Below are 16,114 nucleotides of genomic sequence, written 5' to 3' on the forward strand. Positions count from 1 at the left end.
CTTTTTTGTAACATTTGGCGTAAAATGACAATACATTTTATTAAAACCATTAAAATGTTCGATCTTCTTTTTTTAAAGAAAATTAATACGCCAGTTTTCGTGAGATTTTCATGCTCCCAATTTCCTTAAAAACAATTTCGGATCCATCATTACATATTCTTTGTGATTTTGATGGCACGATTAGTTTAAATGATACTACTGATATCTTATTGAATAATTTTGCCCAAAATGGTTGGGAAGAGATTGAAGAGCAATGGGAAAAGGGAATTATTGGCTCACAATTATGCATGAAAAAGCAAGTCGAGTTATTAGACATGTCACTGGAAGAGTTTCATGAATGTCTAGATAACATTGAGTTAGATTTAGGTTTTTTAGATCTGCTTCAATTCTGTAACGAAAATAATATTCCTCTAACCATCGTAAGTGATGGCTTAGACCTCGTCATTCAATATCTATTGCAGCGATATCATTTAAGCCATTTGCCTATTGTATCAAATCGTCTAATTCAAGTGTCTGAACGTCAATGGACACTCCAATTTCCAAATGCAAGTCCACTTTGCGTTGCACAAAGCGGCACATGTAAATGTAAACTTGCTGAACAATCGCAATCAGAACGTAATATCATTTTGATTGGAGATGGACGTTCAGACTTCTGCCTTGCAAAAAATGCAGATTTTGTTTTTGCAAAAGCATCACTGATTCGTCACTGTGAAGCTCAGGACATTACTTTTCAAGCCATTCATACCCTTTCTGATGTTAGTGTATATTTACAAAAACTCCTTAATTTAGATTTAGCTACAGCATGATTCAAGACAATACATTCTTTTTAGCTGGCAACCGTATAGGTATTCTGTTAATTCACGGCTTAACTGGTACTCCCAATGAAGTACGTGGAATTGCACGAACATTTCACCAAAAAGGTTATAGCGTCTATGGTGTACAACTTGCAGGTCACTGTGGTGATATTGATGATTTAATTAAAACCACATGGCAAGATTGGTATAAAAGTGTATGTGATGCCGTAGAAAAACTACGTAAAACTACAGACCAAATCTTTGTTGCAGGCTTATCAATGGGTGCTTTACTGGCCCTTAAATATGCATCAGAACATCAAGTTGATGGCGTAATTAGCTATAGCCCAACTTTTAGATATGATGGTTGGAGCGTACCTTTATGGTCAAAGGTTCTTGCACCTATTGGCTTACCGATCGTTTCCAAGATTAGCTACTTTAAACATACAACGTTTGATGAAGCTGAACCTTATGGAATACAAAATGAAAGTTTACGCCAACGTATCGTAGCTGCAATGAATAGTGGAAATAGTAGTGAAGCTGGACTTCCTGGTAATCCATGGTTTTCCCTACATCAACTGCAAAAACTCTCCTTAAACGTACGTCAAAATTTAAGCAAAATTACTGCGCCATGCTTATGCTTACATGCCTACAATGATGATATTTCTCATCGTAGAAATAGTGAAATTGTTTATAACCATGTTTCAGGTAGTAAGAAATTAATATGGCTATATAATAGTTACCACATGATCACGATAGACAATGACCGCAAACAAGTCATTGCCGAATCACTACAGTTTATTCATGAAAATACCCTTCCATCGCTTTTAACTGAAAGTGCATTAACATGAGTCCAATTGTTATACTCGTTTGGGTTGTCACGATTATCGTAGATACGATTGGTCAATTAGCATTTAAAGCTGCTGCAACAGAAAATAAAGATCACAGTGGCTTGGCGCATTGGAAATTCATGCTGAAGCGTCCTTGGCTTTGGGTGGGAATTATTAGCTATGTTTTAGAATTTATTGTTTGGCTGGCATTCTTGTCCTTTGTTCCTTTATCTGAAGGAGTCATGCTAGGTAGTATCAATATCGTGGTTATTATGATCGCGGGTCGATTATTTTTTAATGAAAAACTCACCAGAAATCGCATGATTGGTGTCGTTCTTATTACATTAGGCGTGATGGTCGTAGGGATTGGCACATGAGATATTTTTATATTATTGGTTTCTGTTCATTACTGGCATTTGATACCTTAGCACAAATTAGTTTTAAGTATGCATCTATCCATGCTCTTCCAGTAACCTTTGACATCCCTTGGTTAATTCGTGTTTTTAGCCATCCCTGGATTTATGGTGCTTTTATTGGATATATTGGTGCATTTTTCACATGGATGACCCTCTTAAAACATGCACCAGTTGGACCATCTTTTGCAGTTTCACATTTAGAGCTTATTACGGTAACGTTACTTTCAATTTGGTTATTCAACGAACCATTAACGCTCTCTAAAATCGTGGGTGCAGCACTCATTATTCTTGGTGTTTTATTCTTAGCAAAACAAGAAGAAAATGATGAAAACATCAAATCAACTGCATAATCAAGAGTTTAGAATTAATGCGATCTGAACTCCCTCCAACCGCAGGTTTAGCCTTAAACTTTAAAGATTTTTTTGCACATAAAAACCATGTATTAGAGCTTCAAATTGCAGAGATTTTAAATATTCCTAAACCTGCTAAAACTTGTTCAGGCACTGTTGCTTTTATTTTAAGCTTACAAGTGTTAAATGATCTTCAACCAACTAAAAAGCAAGTGATTGTTCCTGCATGGACATGCCCATTGGTTGTACTTGCGATTGAAAAAATTGGATTCACCCCTATTATCTGCGACTTAGCACCTGATAGTTTACTTTTTGATGAGCAAAAATTACAGCAAGCCATTAATCAACATACTTTAGCGATCGTTGTGACGCATTATGCAGGTCTGGTTAATTCTTTTCAAAATATTCAGCTTTTAGCGCAACAATACAATTGCTACATTATTGAAGATGCGGCACAAGCAATGGGAGCTCTTGATCAGCAAATTAGCGTCGGCTTGCGTGGTGATATTGGCTTTTTTAGTCTTGCATTCGGCAAAGGTTTAACCAGTGCAGAAGGCGGTTTAGTCTTTAGTAAACATGCTGATATTCACCAAAAACTTCATCAAAAAGCACATGAATTGCCATTTTTAAAAAACTGGGAAATAAAACGATCTTTTGAGTTAATTGGCTACGGTTTATTTTATCACCCTCAATTTCTACCCATATTCTACGGACACCATCTTCGTCAAGCTTTAAAACAATGTGATGAAATTTCAGCTGTGGGCGATGATTTTGATTTATCCGATATCCCTATTCATCAATTGGGCAAATGGCGGAGTCAAGTTGCAGCAAAAGCTGCATTACGCTTACCAAAGCATTGGATGCAACTCAATCAACAAGCACAGCGTAGAATTAAACAATTACAACAGCTTTCATACTTGAAAGTGTTCAATGAAAACTTCAATACAACAGGCACATTTCCATTTATTTTATTACTGGTTGATCATGAAAATCGTTGTCAACGTATTTTAAATGACCTTTGGCAAAGTGGATTAGGTATTACAAAGCTTTTTGTGAGATCAATTCCTAATTACCCCAACCTCAATCATTTAAATATCGGCACACCCAATGCGCAGCTTTTTGCAGCACGTAGTTTTAGTATTAGCAATACGCTTTGGATGACAGATGAACATTTTGAAATTATTTTAAATATTTTAAAAAAGCATGATGATACTTTTTAATACCATGACCTAAACTCACTCATATGCCTCAACAGATCACTCTATTTTAAAGCTTAAGGCGCATATAAAATTGTATTCCTCTATCATTTTTAAAAGTGATACAAAGTATATGAATTATATAAAATATTATTTGATAATGATTATCAATTGTGTATAGTGTAAGCGACTTTATGTATCCTCAATTTCCCCCATGTCAAATCTTTTCAAAAAAACACTTGGTTATGCTTTCAGTGCTTTAATTACAGTAGGTTTATGCACCACAATCTATGCAAAACCTGAAATAAAACCTTTAGAAGCAAATATTGCAGAATTAGGCTCTGAATATTATGATTTTAAAGTCAAAGAATTTCAGTCAAAAGATCGACAAAGAACATATAAAGTTTGGCTTGGTGTTCCAAAAACAATAACCAATAAACAATATGAGTTTTATTCCATCTTTATGTTAGATGGCAATTCAGCAATGTCTCATTTAAAAGAAGATACATTAAAATCATTAACGGAACAAAATGCACCCGTCTTGGTTGCAATTGGTTATAAAACCAATCTACCATTTGAAAGTACATTAAGATCTTTGGATTACACGCCTGCTGAAAAAGCATCAGCCAAACCTGCTCCAGATCCGCGAAACCCTGAACGGATGAGTGGTGGAAGTGCGGCGTTTCAAAAGATTATTATTCAAGAAATTGCACCTTGGGTCGAACAGAATGTTAAATTAGATGCAAATAATAGAGCCATTTGGGGCCATTCATATGGTGGATTATTTGTCTTAGATAGCTTACTAAACACAGACTACTTTAGTCATTATTTTGCTGCAAGCCCGTCACTGTCTTGGGCAGATCAACGAATTATCAATAAAATCCAAACCATTAAAATTAACCAACCCACAAAGAAACATGTACTACTCATGGAAGGTGATATTTTTGCAGATTCAAGCGACAAGCAAAGTCCAAATTTTGATTCGAATGGTATAAATAATAATAGAAAAATTCTTTCAATTTTTAATCAACAAGGTGTCGATGCTAAGTTTTTGATTTATCCTAATCTAAAACATGGCGAAGTATTTAAAGCATCACTTATTGATATATTATTAAATAAATTTTATTAGATTTTTATCATTCATATTCGAATATGTACTCAGATATAAGTCATCCGCTGATCAGGGCATTTTTTATAATGAGGAAAATGCGCTGATCTTTAAAATTTAGCAAATACAATATATTCAGAAAATCTCATACTTCTTTTTTATAGTATTGTTCATCTTATTCTAATGTAAATATTCAAGCAATATACATAAATATTCTTGATATTTTTTAATCCTCGTATAATATTTAGTCCCTCTTCTGAGCTCTTTCCTTTTTGGTGCGAGTTTTTTGTTTATGAAACAAATTCTTATATCTCCTTTTCTAAAATCTGTGACGCTCATTGCTTTAACCCTTCAGCTAACTGCATGCGGCAATAGCTCATGGTGGTCAGATAATCATGAGCCCAAACTTAATGTGGAACAATTAAATCGGCTACTTCCTCCTCGAGTTAATGATAAAAAATCTTGGTCTCAAGATATCTACGATATTTCTGAAAAATTTGGCATTCCACAAACAAAGCAAAATATGTGTAGTATTATTGCCGTAGTAGATCAAGAATCAAATTTTCATGAAGATCCAGAAGTTGCAGGTTTAGGTGCGAAAGCAGTTAAAGAAGTGCAGGAACGTTTGAATGAAAAATTCACTGATAAATTAGGTGATACGCTTGGAGGTTCTCTAGCAGATTATTTCCAAGAGGTATTAAAAAACCAACCTACCCCTGAAAATAATTACCTTAGCCAGATGCGACGAGTTAAAACAGAGCGTCAACTCGATGAACTTTATCGTGAAATTTTTAATTATATGTCTAAACACTATCACGTCAGTGCATTTACAGGTATCGCAAAATTAGTAGGGCAAGATGTTGCTGAAAAATTAAACCCGATTACCACTCTAGGCTCTATGCAAGTACATGTTGGATATGCGAAAAAACATAAACGCCAAAGTGGCAGCATCGCAGATTTAAGAACCGATTTATACAGCCAATATGGCGGACTATATTATGGTATTCATCGTTTAATGATGTATCCAGCAGATTATGATAAACCAATTTATCGATTTGCCGATTATAACTCTGGAGTGTATTCAAGCCGAAATGCTGCATTTCAAAAAATGATGAATGCTTTAACAGAGAATCAATTATCTTTAGATGGTGATTTACTTTCGTACAATAAAGATGGCTCACCTAAAACTACTCAAAGCCTATCTGAACGTGAGCTGACTTTAATTTTTGCAAAAAATAATATTTTAATTACGCCACGACAACTTCGATCTGACCTCAAACAAGAAAAAGATAAAGATTTTGAAGATTCGCTGACGTATAAAGCCATTACCAAACTTTATAGTGACAAGACTCAAGCTGAACCAATTTACGCTATTATGCCAGAGGTCATTATTACTGGTCCAAAACTGAGTCGGGATTATAATACCAATTGGTTCGCTTCTCGTGTAAATAGTCGGTATGAAACATGCATGAACAAAGCAAAACGTATAAAAATCTAGCTTTATTCGATTTTGATGGAACTTTGTGTCGCACCGATAGTTTCACAAAGTTCATCTTTTTCAGCTTATCTAAAATGGATATTATCAAAAAAGGAATCAAAGTTTCACCTTGGATTTTAGCGTACTATTTCAGAGTCTATCCAGCTCATTACATGCGGCCAAAACTTTTTTATACGCTATTTAAATCTTTACCCCAATCTGAAATTGATCAAATAGCACAGTGCTATGCTAAGCTTCTTTTAGACCAGTATCTTCATCCTCAAATATATCAACAACTCATTAAACATCAGCTTCTAGGTGATCACGTTGTTTTAGTTTCTGCTTCAATTGATATTTATTTGAAATATATTTGTGAATATTTAAATATTGATTTGATTTGTACAAAAACAGAAATCAAAGATCAAGTGTATACGGGTCAATTTCTCTCAAAAGATTGTAGTCGTGTACAAAAGAAACAACGTATTTTAGAATGCTACAATTTAGCAAATTATCAATATATTTTTGCTTATGGAAATAGTATCGAAGACAATGAAATGCTTTCATTAGCAGATTTTCCTTATCTTATTACCGACTCTGTTCCCTTGCCATTACTAGAATAATAGTTCATTGATAAAATAAAAAATACCGCGAATAATCGCAGTATTTTAAATTCAGTTATATATTTTATTTTTTAAATGGAAATGCATATTTCGCAATGCGCTTAATCACACTTCCATATTGCTTGAATAAACTTGCATTATTATAGTTTATGCCATATTTCTTACATACCGCTTCAACTTTAGGTGCCATTTTACGATAACGTCGCGCTGGAATATCGGGATATAAATGATGCTCAATTTGATGGCTCAAATGCCCTGTAAGAATATGAAAAGCCTCAGATCCTGTCAAATTAGAAGACCCACGAATTTGACGCATATACCAATGTCCTCGGCTTTCATTTTCAAGAACAGATTTTGGAAATACTTCCACATCTTTGGTAAAATGACCACAGAAGATAATACTAAATGTCCAAATGTTGCGAATGCCATTCGCCACAAAGTTACCCGCCAATACAGGTAATGCTGCTGGGCCGGCAATCAATGGAAAAAAAACATAATCTTTAAATAACTGTTTCGTTACTTTTTTCTGCATTGGACGCCACTCTTCTTTCGCTTGCGTCTTAGATTTTCGCCCTTTCCAGACTTTACCCAATTCTAAATTTTGTACCGCAACGCCCCATTGGAATAATAAACAAAATGGAATACTGTAAATAGGTTGGAATAAATAAAAAGGCTTCCAGCGTTGTTCAGGAAACAAACGGACCAAACCATAACCAATGTCATCATCCATACCACGAATATTCGTATAGGTATGATGTCTATAATTATGCGTTTGACGCCAATTATCTGCTGTACCCACAATATCCCATTCATAGCTTGGACCATCAAATTTTGGATCATTCATCCAATCATATTGACCATGCATGACATTATGACCAAGCTCCATATTTTCCATAATTTTAGAAAAACCAAGTAAACCTGTACCTAATACCCATGCTGGTGGGAACCATCCTGCAAATAATAATGCGCGTCCTGCAATAGCAGAGTAACGAACTGTAGAATATACACGGCGAATATATTTGGCATCCTTCTCACCAATATCATCAAGTACTTCTTGTTTAATCGCATCTAATTCACGAGCAAGTTCATCTAACTCTATATGATTTAATTCGCGATTTTTTGGGTTTTTATAAAACTGCGTTTTGATGGGCATATTCATGATGTATGACTCGCTTATAAATCAATAATTAGATCAGTTTGAGCTGAATTGACACATATTTTTAAAACATTACCTGGCTCATTATTTTGTGCGCCATTAACAAGATTCTTTGTTGAGCCTTCAGCTTTATTACAAGCACATTTATTACATATTCCCATACGGCAACCATGGGTTGGCTTCACGTTCTGTTGCTCCAAGCCTTGTAAAATAGATTGCCCTTTAGGAATTGAGATAACTTTATTTGATTGTGTCAATGTAATATTAACAAAGCCAATATCATCATTTAGCACAGGACTCATGCTAAATGCCTCAGTTTTCAAAATTTGTGCCGTTGAACAAAGGCTCTCAACCTGCGCTGCAAATCCAGATGGACCACAGGCATAGACTGCGCTTTCAGATAAAGCATTTAAGTTTTGAATATGACTGTGGTTTAATCTCGCATCCGCATTTTCCTCTTGAGTAAAAAAGCACTCAAAAGTGAAATTGTTAAATTGTGCAGCCCATGCTTCAAACTGAGTTTTAAAGGCAAAATCTTCCTTCTTTTTTACCCAGTATTTCAACTGAACTTTCACTTGCTGAAGTGTGTTAGATTTTATCATTGCTGCCATAAGGCTATACATTGGAGTAATGCCACTTCCTGCAGCCAACAAAATAATCGATTGTTGTGTCGGAATCAGCATATCGCCATAAGGTTGCCCAAACTCTAAAATATCACCAATTTGAGCGCGCTCAACCAACCAACCGCTCACTTTTCCATTTGCCACATGCTTTACGGTTAATAAAATTTTATGTTCATCTAAATGAGTTAAGCTATAGGTTCTTTCATAACGAATGCCATCAACTTCGACAAAAACAGGGTGATGTTGCCCTGCCTGCCCTGCCTTAAATTTACGATTAAATTCAATTGTTAAGCTAACTGTATCTTGCGCAATTTTTTCTTTATTAATAATTTTACCTAACGCCTGATTTACAGACCATAAGGGATTTAGCTTTTGCAGCCAGAAATTAGTTGAATGTATATCAAAAACTGTATCAACTAAAAATGAGATAGGAGATGTTGACTTTTCGATTACATGCATTATCGAATACCACGTGGTAGAAGTTTTAATTATTATACACATGTATATATATTTGTATATATACGTGTATTGTTTCTAAACATTTCAAATTTGAGCGCAATTCGCTATACTACTAATAAGCTAATGCATAATATTTGGGATGAACACAATACCGATGAAAACTAGCAATGACGCTAATCTCAATGAATTATTAGAAGTTCACGAAAAACCAATTACACGAACTGCGGGTAGAAAAGCCACCATTACCAAAGAAGAACTATTTCAAGCTGCATTAAATTTAATTGGTCCTGAAAAGAGTATTTCTTCCTTGAGCCTAAGAGAAGTCGCTCGTGAGGCTGGCATTGCGCCAAATAGTTTTTATCGTCATTTTAAAGATATTGATGAACTTGCGATTGAACTGATCGAACGATCAGGTCTAGTCTTACGTCAAATTCTGCTTGAAGCACGGATGAAAGCATCACATCAAAGTAGTATTATTCGAACTTCGGTTGAGGTATTTATAGAACAATTAAATGCAGATGAAGGTAATCTAAGCTTATTGCTAAGAGAGGGCTATACAGGCTCAAAGTCTTATAAACATGCAGTTGAACACCAACTTAATTATTTTCAACAAGAATTACAAGAAGACTTAATTCGATTAGAACGTCTAAATAACAGCAAACTTGTTCACCCAGACCTAGTTTCCAAGGCCATTACACAGCTTGTTTTTAATATGGGAGCTAAAGTCATTGATATGAAACCAACTGAGCGTAAAGAAGCAGCAGAGCAAACAATGATCATGATTCGCATGATTTTATCAGGTGCACGTCATTTAGATGAAACTAAAATTTAATCATTCGTCTTAAAATAAAGATTAGAATATTAGCTAGATTGATAGGATTAAGCTCATGAATACTGAAGAGAAAAGTGATTTTTTCATCCAACAATTACATCATATTTTACTCAATGATTGGGATCCGATCGGGATTTCAAAAAATAAGGATATGAATGATGAGTATGATGCTTATATTGGAGATCTTCTCGATTTTCTTGCTGAAGAAAATGCATCTAAAGCCCAAATTATAGAGTTTTTTCTTTATATCGAAGTTGAAACAATGGGACTTAAGCCAAATAACCATAGAGCAACATTAGTGACTGATAAAGTTTGGCAAGCATTTGAAGACTTTCTTAATGAATAAACGATAAAATCTTAGGGATATTCAAGAATAATTCAATACATATTTAACCTGTATTTTTCAAAATAATTAAGATCAAAAATGATGGTTTTAAGCTCAATTAATATTTGTATAAACTTGAGCAATAATCTCTGATATAAAAATATCTTTAAAGATATTCATGACTTTATATTCTATCAAAAATAAATCATTCAAATAAAAAGCACCCGAAGGTGCTTTTTATTTTTTATGATGGCTTAACAACAACCATCACCTGAATTGCCTCAGGGGTAACAGATAAACCATCCAATAAGGTCACACCTTCTTTTTGGAATTTCTGTAATCGTGTAATTTCATCTTCACGAATACTTGGGTTAAACTGCTTCAAATATGTTAAACGGTCAATTTCATATTGCCATTTACTTGAATATATTTCCTTCGCTTGCTGCTTAAAATTTGGCAAAGACGTTTTAGCAATTTCAAGCGCTTGAGCATAACGCTCTTCGATTATATTACGACGAGCTTTAATTACTTGACGGCAGCTATTGCCATCTAAATGATGTAAATAAGGTTTTAAAATTTCGGGTGCAATCTTATTTGATAAATCTTGCCCTTTTTCACTTAAAACAACACGAATTAATTGCTGTGGCAAACTTGCAGGTAAATTTAATGCTTTAGGTGCCACAACATCGACTTTAAACCATATTTCAACCAATACCGACCCTTGTGGTAATGCTGCAGATTTTAAAACTGCTACATTTGTGCTCCCAAACCCTTGGGTTGTAATCATTTCCATCACACTTTCTGTGAACGGATGTTCAAGAGTTAAATATTGAGCATCCTCACGAATTTGTGCTTGATCCCGATAGAATGTTGCCGTCATTCCCTCTTCATCCAACGTTAAACCTTGGACTTGCATTTGATCTGTTGGCTTGATGATTACTGTGCCATTACTTTGCTCATCAAAATCAATGTTTGTTGCCGCCATAAAGCGTTTCATAAACATAGGCAAAGTTGTATTATCATCATAATCTTCTAATGCTTGTACAATTTCTTGAGCCACAATTGGACGACAAGAATTATATTCAAGCAAACGATCACGCCCGTCTTGTAACTCTGCTTCTAAAGCTTCACGTTGCACACTAACATTTTCAAGCAAATCTTCAAATTTTTGACCTAAATCTGACAATAAACAATCTTTTAAATCAACAATAAAGTTTTCTTGTAATGTTTGTGCTGTTGGAGAAATATTTGTAAAGATATTTAAAGCTTCATTATACCAACGGAACATACGTTCTTGCGCTGTTCCTTCCAAATAAGGAACATGAATTTGAATTCGATTTTCTTGTCCAATACGATCCAATCGACCAATTCGTTGTTCGAGTACATCAGGGTTAGCTGGTAAGTCAAATAAAATTAAATCGGATGCAAATTGGAAATTACGACCTTCCGAACCGATTTCAGAACATAATAGAATTTGTGCGCCATAAGAATCTTCAGCAAAATATGCAGCCGCTTGGTCACGTTCTAGTAAGCTCATTGCTTCATGGAACATTGCTGTACGAATACCTGCATGTAAGCGTAAAACATTTTCTAATGCTTCAACGACTGGTCCACTACGTGCTATAAGCAATACTTTTTTATGTTTCAGATCTGTACGTAAACGTTCCATTAACCACATTACGCGTGGGTCATGTTCCATCCAAGCACCATCTAATTGCGCTTCTTCAGGCCACATTTGTTCACGTAACTTCCCTTCTCTTGGCCAAGATTCAGGGGTTGTCAGTGGTGCAGGCTGACAATCTCGACCTGGAAATCCTTGAATTGCTTCACGCGTATTTCTAAACAAAATACGTCCAGTACCATGTCGATCTAACAATTCATGAATTGCACGAAAACGCTGTTCAGGTTCATCATCAATACGATGTCCAAGTAGCTGTTCAAGCGCTGTAATGTGACCTTCTTCTAAGGGAAGATCTGACATTAAAATTTCAGCAATTTTAGCCGTATGCTGATATTGCTCTTCTTCTTCTAAGAATCGATCTAAAGAACTAAATCGTTGTGCATCAAGTAAACGTAACCGCGCAAAATGACTTTCCACCCCTAATTGTTCAGGCGTTGCGGTCAGTAAAAGTACCCCTGCTGTTTGCTGAGCGAGTTCTTCAATCAGATCATAACGATCATTACCGCCATCTTCTTCACTCCACATCAAATGATGTGCTTCATCCACAACCAGTAAATCAAAACCAGCTTCTAATGCTTGCTCTCGTAAATCATCATGGTCAATCATTAAATCGATCGATGCAATAATCCGTTGTTCAGTTAAGAATGGATTTTGATCTGGATCATGCTCTTTAATGGATGCTGTTCGAGTTAAATCAAATAAAGAAAACTCTAGATTGAAGCGACGGCGCATTTCAATCATCCACTGATATTGTAAAGAATCTGGTACTAAAATTAAAATACGTTCAGAACGACCTGTTTTTAATTGTTGATGAAGAATTAAACCTGCTTCAATGGTTTTACCTAAACCAACTTCATCTGCAAGGAGAACACGAGGAGCAAAACGCTTACCAACTTCATGTGCAATATATAATTGATGTGGAATTAATCCTACACGTGAACCAATCAGTCCTCGTAATGGGCTAGTCTGCATATTCGCTTGCATTTGCATCGCTTCTATACGCAAATCATACCACTCTTTATAATCAACCTGGCTTGCCAACAGTCGATCTAAAGGCTTAGAGAGTTGAATGGTTGCACCAATTCGTGTTTCATTTAAAGATTTACGCTCTTCAGAGCCATCTTCTAATGTACGAATAACATTATAGCGGACAACACCATGACGATCCTCTAAAGACTCAACTGTCCACTGATTGCCTTCTTGATCTTGTAACTCATCAGAGGTATTAAAAATAATACGAGATAGAGGTGCATTGCTTCGTGCATAGACACGAGTTTCATCACTTTTGGGAAATAAAATGCTGACTGATCGTTCATTTACATCAATTAGAACTCCTAATCCAAGTTCCGTTTCTGTGTCTGATAACCAACGTTGACCAATAGCAAACTGCTGCAATTTTTCCACCTTTATTTCGAAGTTATCGATCAATTTTTTGCTCAACACTTAAACTCGCATAGGAACAAAAAATCACATCTTTAAGCACTATATTTTGACACAAAGCTCACCAAAAAGTGAGCGTTTTTAAAACTATTTAAGCTTTTTAGCTTAAAATGGTACAGGGCAATGAAATTGTATCTCTTTTTCTGTTTTAGGGTGATAAAAACTTAAATTTTCAGCATGTAAGCATAGACGAGACATTAATTCTTGGTCCTGTAATGCTGCATATAATGTATCCCCGACAATAGGATGACCTAAAAATTGCATATGGACGCGTAATTGATGGGATCGTCCCGTAATTGGTGTCAATTTCACACGGGTAACTGCTTGACCTTGAATTTTAAAATGTTCAATTGCTTGCCAATGCGTTAATGCAGATTTTTTATATGTTGGATCGGCAATATGTAATGGAGGCCGTGTCGGATCATAGATTACAGGCACATCAACAGTGCCCTCCCCATCTAATGTTCCTACGACAATAGCTTGATATGTTTTATCGGTTTGTCGCTCTTGAAATTGTCGTGAAATGCGATTTTGACCAAATTTAGATAATGCAAAAACTAAAATACCAGATGTATCACGATCTAAACGATGAATTAATAATGTTCTGGGTTCTATTTCTAATAACCGATTAATCACGCAATCTTGTAAATCTTCAGTTTTTCCTGGAACTGTTAAGATACCTGCTGGTTTATGAATTACGATAAAATCATCATCACGATGTATGAGATGTTCAGTTAGAAAATTACTCACAGTTCACTTCCAAGCAGATCATAAAAACAAGCCGGCAATAATAAAAATCTTAAAGCGGAATTACAATCTATAAATATAAATTAAGGCATCTTTTTTTAATTTATTTTTCTGTTGTACTTATTTTTAACATATACACACCTATTTTTATTAAATCTCACCTATTATCAATCGCTTTATCAAATCATCACTTTATTTCCTTAAAATTAAGTGATGATTTTTAAATATTCATAACAAAAAAATACCAGTATGTCTGATATTTTAATCGGTTAAGAGAGGTTTTGAGCTAAAAACTGTTGAATCGCGTATCGTGCAATTTCTGCATCTTGCCCCGACTTCACCCCCGACACACCAACAGCACCCACCAATTGCCCTTCATATAAAATCGGTTCACCGCCTTCTAACATTCCATTCAATGTCTCTAACGTTAAAAAACCCATTTGACCATTTCGAATAATCTCTTCAAATACACCAGATGGTCGACGGCTAATTGCAGAACACTTTGCTTTTTCTAAACATAAATTTGCCGTCATTGGTGAAGCGCCATCCATGCGTTTCATGGCTAATAAGCACCCCGTTTCATCTACAATGGCAATGCTGACATTAAAGTTCTGTTGAATCGCATATTGATGTGCATGATTTAAAATAATGGTTGCATCATCCAATGTTAAATAATGTTTTGTTTTCATCTCAATTTCCCTATGATCATAAAAAAGCCCATAATGTTTATTACAGGCTTTTCAATTTGTGATTATTTCGATTGCTGAATGTCAATAAAGGTTTCTTTTGCTGCTTGAATTGTATATGCAATATCTTCATCTGAATGAGCCGCAGAAATAAAACCTGCTTCAAATGCAGAGGGTGCCAAATTCACACCACGATCTAACATACCATGGAAAAATTGACGAAATACAGCAACATCGCATTTTAACATTGAATCGAAGCTTGTAATATCTTCTTGATCGGTAAAATACAAACCAAACATAGCACCCACTTGCTGGGTTTTAAATGGAATACCCACTTCATCTGCTGCTGCTTGCAAACCAATCAATAATTTTTCCAATTGCACAGTCAGCTTTTCATAAAATCCTGGCTCACGTAAATGTTTAAACATTTCAATGCCTGCACGCATCGCAAGTGGATTGCCTGATAATGTTCCAGCTTGATAAACAGGACCTAGTGGCGCAATGCACTCCATTACTTCACGTTTACCACCAAAAGCTCCTACTGGTAAACCCGCACCAATAATTTTACCCAATGTAGTTAAATCTGGCTTCACATTGTAATGCGCTTGTGCCCCGCCCAAACCGACACGGAAGCCTGTCATCACTTCGTCAATAATAAAAACGGAACCGTATTCATCACACACATCACGAATTGCTTGTAAAAACCCATCAATTGGCTTAACTAAATTCATATTTCCAGCAACAGGTTCAACAATAACACCTGCGATTTCTGAACCAAATTTTGCAAAACATTCTTTTAAAGTCGCAATATCATTATATGGCAATGTGAGGGTATGTTTAGCAAAATCTGCTGGAACACCTGCGGAAGTTGCTTCTCCTTCACCTAATGTCAATAAACCTGAACCTGCCTTAACCAATAATGAGTCTGAATGACCATGATAGCAACCTTCAAATTTTACAATTTTATCTCGACCTGTATAACCACGCGCTAATCGAATTGCAGTCATTGTTGCTTCTGTACCCGAATTTGTCATTCGAACCAGTTCTATTGATGGCATAATGTCACAAATTACATCTGCTAGAGTTGTTTCATGCACTGTTGGTGCACCAAAGCTTAAACCATCAACAGCAGCATCTTGTACAGCTTTAATAATTGCTGGATGCGCATGTCCCAAAATCATAGGTCCCCATGAACCTACATAATCTACATAACGTTTTCCATCCACATCATACAAATAGGCACCATGTGCCTTTTCTATAAATACTGGTGTGCCACCAACACTATTAAATGCACGTACTGGTGAATTTACTCCGCCAGGAATATGCTTATTTGCTTGTTTAAATAATTGCTCTTGCTTTGGAGACAGGCTCATGAAT

16 protein-coding genes are annotated in these 16,114 nt (G+C 35.5%); 10 read left to right on the top strand and 6 right to left on the bottom strand.

The genetic code is table 11. The features are described 5' to 3' along the window. Window positions 1-110: 110 nt before the first annotated feature. From B9T31_RS07485 to B9T31_RS07520, 8 genes are all read left to right on the top strand, one after another. Window positions 111-806: an MtnX-like HAD-IB family phosphatase gene (locus tag B9T31_RS07485; protein WP_086181336.1), complete on the top strand. Its 696-nt coding sequence runs from the start codon at window positions 111-113 to the stop codon at window positions 804-806. Beyond that, the gene (locus B9T31_RS07490; protein WP_086181337.1) at window positions 803-1,642 is read left to right on the top strand and encodes an alpha/beta hydrolase; all 840 of its coding nucleotides are present in this window, start codon (window positions 803-805) and stop codon (window positions 1,640-1,642) included. The genes B9T31_RS07485 and B9T31_RS07490 overlap by 4 nt, the downstream gene beginning before the upstream one ends. Next, window positions 1,639-1,998, top strand: a complete 360-nt coding sequence (locus tag B9T31_RS07495; RefSeq protein WP_086181338.1) for an EamA family transporter — start codon at window positions 1,639-1,641, stop codon at window positions 1,996-1,998. The genes B9T31_RS07490 and B9T31_RS07495 overlap by 4 nt, the downstream gene beginning before the upstream one ends. Further along, entirely contained in the window at window positions 1,995-2,387 is a 393-nt protein-coding gene (locus tag B9T31_RS07500) for a DMT family transporter (protein ID WP_086181339.1), read from the top strand. The genes B9T31_RS07495 and B9T31_RS07500 overlap by 4 nt, the downstream gene beginning before the upstream one ends. A gap of 17 nt (window positions 2,388-2,404) precedes the next feature. After that, on the top strand, window positions 2,405-3,607 hold the full coding sequence (locus B9T31_RS07505; RefSeq protein WP_086181340.1) for a DegT/DnrJ/EryC1/StrS family aminotransferase: 1,203 nt from the start codon (window positions 2,405-2,407) through the stop codon (window positions 3,605-3,607). A 190-nt stretch (window positions 3,608-3,797) separates the two neighbouring features. Beyond that, window positions 3,798-4,712, top strand: a complete 915-nt coding sequence (locus B9T31_RS07510) for an alpha/beta hydrolase (protein ID WP_086181341.1) — start codon at window positions 3,798-3,800, stop codon at window positions 4,710-4,712. Between the two features lie 271 nt (window positions 4,713-4,983). Continuing rightward, window positions 4,984-6,189, top strand: a complete 1,206-nt coding sequence (locus tag B9T31_RS07515) for a DUF1615 family protein (protein ID WP_086181342.1) — start codon at window positions 4,984-4,986, stop codon at window positions 6,187-6,189. Continuing rightward, window positions 6,156-6,788: an HAD-IB family hydrolase gene (locus tag B9T31_RS07520; protein WP_086181343.1), complete on the top strand. Its 633-nt coding sequence runs from the start codon at window positions 6,156-6,158 to the stop codon at window positions 6,786-6,788. Before B9T31_RS07515 ends, B9T31_RS07520 begins: the two co-directional genes overlap by 34 nt. Before the next feature lie 64 nt (window positions 6,789-6,852). On the opposite strand, the gene B9T31_RS07525 is transcribed toward B9T31_RS07520, so the two are convergent. Continuing rightward, on the bottom strand, window positions 6,853-7,947 hold the full coding sequence (locus tag B9T31_RS07525; RefSeq protein WP_086181344.1) for a fatty acid desaturase family protein: 1,095 nt from the start codon (window positions 7,945-7,947) through the stop codon (window positions 6,853-6,855). Window positions 7,948-7,961: 14 nt separating this feature from the next. Then, window positions 7,962-9,026 (bottom strand): flavin reductase family protein, encoded by a 1,065-nt coding sequence (locus tag B9T31_RS07530; protein WP_086181345.1) that lies wholly within the window; start codon window positions 9,024-9,026, stop codon window positions 7,962-7,964. A gap of 154 nt (window positions 9,027-9,180) precedes the next feature. Here B9T31_RS07530 and fabR point away from each other — a divergent pair, with 154 nt between their 5' ends. Together fabR and B9T31_RS07540 are read left to right on the top strand one after the other, a co-directional pair. Beyond that, window positions 9,181-9,858: an HTH-type transcriptional repressor FabR gene (gene fabR / locus B9T31_RS07535; protein ID WP_086181346.1), complete on the top strand. Its 678-nt coding sequence runs from the start codon at window positions 9,181-9,183 to the stop codon at window positions 9,856-9,858. Between the two features lie 55 nt (window positions 9,859-9,913). Beyond that, window positions 9,914-10,204 carry a hypothetical protein gene (locus B9T31_RS07540; protein WP_086181347.1) on the top strand — a complete coding sequence of 97 codons (291 nt, stop codon included), beginning with the start codon at window positions 9,914-9,916 and terminating at the stop codon, window positions 10,202-10,204. Window positions 10,205-10,427: 223 nt separating this feature from the next. On the opposite strand, the gene rapA is transcribed toward B9T31_RS07540, so the two are convergent. From rapA to hemL, 4 genes are all read right to left on the bottom strand, one after another. Further along, the gene (gene rapA, locus B9T31_RS07545) at window positions 10,428-13,268 is read right to left on the bottom strand and encodes an RNA polymerase-associated protein RapA (RefSeq protein ID WP_086181348.1); all 2,841 of its coding nucleotides are present in this window, start codon (window positions 13,266-13,268) and stop codon (window positions 10,428-10,430) included. 141 nt (window positions 13,269-13,409) lie between these two features. Further along, window positions 13,410-14,054 carry an RluA family pseudouridine synthase gene (locus tag B9T31_RS07550; RefSeq protein ID WP_086181349.1) on the bottom strand — a complete coding sequence of 215 codons (645 nt, stop codon included), beginning with the start codon at window positions 14,052-14,054 and terminating at the stop codon, window positions 13,410-13,412. A gap of 266 nt (window positions 14,055-14,320) precedes the next feature. Then, on the bottom strand, window positions 14,321-14,740 hold the full coding sequence (locus tag B9T31_RS07555) for a GlcG/HbpS family heme-binding protein (protein ID WP_086181350.1): 420 nt from the start codon (window positions 14,738-14,740) through the stop codon (window positions 14,321-14,323). A gap of 62 nt (window positions 14,741-14,802) precedes the next feature. Next, window positions 14,803-16,110, bottom strand: a complete 1,308-nt coding sequence (hemL, locus tag B9T31_RS07560; protein ID WP_086181351.1) for a glutamate-1-semialdehyde 2,1-aminomutase — start codon at window positions 16,108-16,110, stop codon at window positions 14,803-14,805. Between the last annotated feature and the right edge of the window lie 4 nt (window positions 16,111-16,114).

It is taken from the genome of Acinetobacter sp. ANC 4558 (genome assembly GCF_002135375.1).
Taxonomy (GTDB): Bacteria; Pseudomonadota; Gammaproteobacteria; order Pseudomonadales; family Moraxellaceae; genus Acinetobacter.